We start from the raw sequence: 1,674 nt of genomic DNA on the forward strand, positions 1-1,674 counted from the left end.
GGTGAGGAAGGGGGTCAGCCATTCGGGGGTGACTTCTGCGGGGAAGTCGGCGGCCTGGGTCTCTGAGACGTCGACGGCCGAGTATCCGCCCTTGCCGGCGCCGACGCCCGCGATCAGCGTCAGCACCCCGGCCCGGCGCTGGAACCACGTCTGCCGGAGACGCCAGCCCACGACGGCACGGCGTTCGATGACGGCCTGGGCGCGCCGGAGTGAGCCGGACCGGACCGACAGGCGCACGCCGTCGTAGCCGTGCCCCAGCGAGGCGTACCGGTCGAGGCCCAGGGGGACGCCCAGCGCGGCCAGGAGCAGCGCCAGGACGAGCAGGACCCACCACAGTGTCGCCCCCGTCGCCCAGGCCGCCGCGGCGCTCGCCAGCGCCACCACGAGCCACGGGAAGACGGCGCGGAACAGGCGGCGCCTGCGCGCCACGGGCGGGTGCGGACGGAGTTCGGACCGGTAGGGCCCGATGGCGTCGGCGGCCACCTGGTACGCGACCCCGCGCGGCACGTCGGGCAGCAGCTGACCGCGGGTCTCGGAGTCGCCGAGCCCGGTCACGATGGCCCAGACGCGTACGACGCCGGCCCAGCGTTCGGCGAGGCCGTCCACGATCTCGTAGCCGCGTACGCGCTGGGACTCCAGCGACACGCTGCGCCGGTTGATCAGGCCGCGTTCGGCGACGAGGTAGCCGTCGCGGCGTTTGAGGTGAAAGTTCCAGTTGAAGATCGCGTACATCAGGCCGCCCGTGACCGGCATCGCGAGCACGAGCAGCAGAGCCACGGCCAGCAGCAGGTACGGGTGTTCCCACAGCCACTCCCCCGCGCTCCAGGCGGCGTCCTGGCCGAAGCCCAGCTCGTCGCTCCACTGGAACGCCAGGCCCACGGCGCCGCCGGCGAACGCGAACGGGGTGAGCAGGTACGCACCGGACAACGGCCCGTACAGCAGCCACTTGCGGGGCACGGAGATGATGGGCTGTTCGCGGGGGCCGGCGGGTGCGGCGGCCTCTTGGGCGTGCGCCTCGGGGCGGCCGGCGCGGCGCAGGAGGAGCGCCTTGAGCCGTTCGGCCTCGGCGAGCGTGACGCCGTCGAGCTTGGCCTCCTCGTCGCCGCCGCTCGCCCCTGTGTCGATCTTGAGTACGGCCAGGCCCAGCAGGCGGTGCATCGGAGGCGTGGAGACGTCGACGCCGCGAATGCGCTCCAAGGGGATGGTCCGGATGGAACGGCTGATCAGCGACCGTTTCGTCTCCAGGCTGTCGCCGAGGATCTCGTACGTGAACGTGGCCCAGCGGACGAACGCGACCACCACGGCACCCACGACGCCGGCCGCCGCCCAGGCGTACGACCTCGGTGAGAAACCGCCCACGAACAGGACGCCGATGAGGGGCAGGAGGAGGGAGGGCAGCATGCGTACGGGGTCGATGAGCAGCACCTTGGGGCTGAACCGCCGCGGCGCCCGCCCGGGCCCCGGATAGGGCGGCATCCCACCGGGCGGCGGCGGATACCCGCCCCACGGCGGCTCCCCCGGCCCGGCGCCCTGCCCATACGGCTGGCCGGGGCCCTGCGCGTGCCCATGCGGCTGGCCTGGGGTGGAAGCGTGCCCGGGTGGCTGTCCCGGGACTGAGGCATGCCCGTACGGCTGTCCCTGGACTGGGGCGTGCCCGTACGGCTGCGCCGGAGC

1 protein-coding gene is annotated in these 1,674 nt (G+C 73.6%); it reads right to left on the minus strand.

Going from position 1 to position 1,674, the window contains the following annotated elements; translation table 11 throughout:
* Positions 1–1,476: PH domain-containing protein (locus tag C1J01_RS47900; RefSeq protein ID WP_235855162.1), on the minus strand; the 1,476-nt coding region annotated here is incomplete at its 3' end.
* Positions 1,477–1,674 lie beyond the last annotated feature (198 nt).

The organism is Nonomuraea aridisoli (assembly GCF_003236395.1).
GTDB lineage: Bacteria > Actinomycetota > Actinomycetes > Streptosporangiales > Streptosporangiaceae > Nonomuraea > Nonomuraea aridisoli.